The sequence below is a fragment of the Pseudoalteromonas sp. NBT06-2 genome (genome assembly GCF_002276045.1).
Taxonomy (GTDB): Bacteria; Pseudomonadota; Gammaproteobacteria; order Enterobacterales; family Alteromonadaceae; genus Pseudoalteromonas.
This window is the reverse complement of sequence record NZ_NQMR01000298.1, coordinates 1-972: the sequence shown is the minus strand read 5'-3', so window position 1 is coordinate 972 and position 972 is coordinate 1. Positions and strand designations below refer to the sequence as shown.

Below are 972 nucleotides of genomic sequence, written 5' to 3'. Positions count from 1 at the left end.
GCGGTAAATTTGTCACTAAATAATCTTTACGCTTTTTATTTTTTATAGTCACCGATTGAATCCGACCTTAAACCGTTTAAGAGAATGTTGACACAAATAGATTTATTTAGCGAGACATTGAAATCGCTTTGTGACGATGAACTCAAAGCACAACTACAATCACTGTGTGTTTCTATTTCACCGCCAATGAAGACACCTACTCAAGTCAAAATTTTTGCTTTTGTGTCAGAAATATCAAACAGACTATTAGGCATGAGACCCTTCGATAGCCAAATGTTGGCAGGGTTGGCATTACATGACGGTTATATTGTCGACATGAAAACAGGAGAAGGTAAAACGTTGGCAGCAGCTGCCCCCGTTATTGCTAACGCGTTAGCTGGCCGCAAAGTTCACGTACTCACCTTTAATGATTACCTGGCTAAACGAGACAGTCAATTTTTACAGCCTCTCTATCAATTCTTTGGTTTGAGCGTTGGGATGATCCAAGCTGGCATGTCGGGTAAACAACGAAAAAAAGCTCATGCCTGCGACATTGTTTATGCCACCGCAAGAGAAGTTGGCTTTGATTATTTACGTGATCAGTTGGTGCACTATACACAGCAAAAAGTATTATCAGGATTGGATGTCGCCATTGTCGATGAAGCAGATTCGATTCTGATTGACGAAGCTCGTATTCCTCTGGTTATTTCAGGTGATATCCACCAAAACAATGATCAACAGACGCACATTGCGAGGGTGATTAAACAACTAGACAAAACAAACGATTATGCGACCGGCGAATTAAGCACTTCTGTTCATTTGACGGAAAGCGGCAGTCGTAAAATAGAGCAACAATTTGGCTGTAAAAACCTGTTTGACATCGATAACTTGCCGTTACTGACCAGCGTCAACTTGGCACTGCACGTAGAGGTTTTGCTGACCAAAGACATCGATTACATAGTCAAAGACAACGACATCAAACTGATTGATGAG

General features: G+C 41.2%; 1 protein-coding gene. It reads left to right on the top strand.

Features of this window, described 5'->3' with window-relative positions; genetic code table 11:
- Positions 1 to 54 precede the first annotated feature (54 nt).
- Positions 55 to 972, top strand: a 918-nt coding sequence (locus tag CJF42_RS25530; protein ID WP_286203532.1) for a preprotein translocase subunit SecA, incomplete at its 3' end; no start/stop codon positions are given.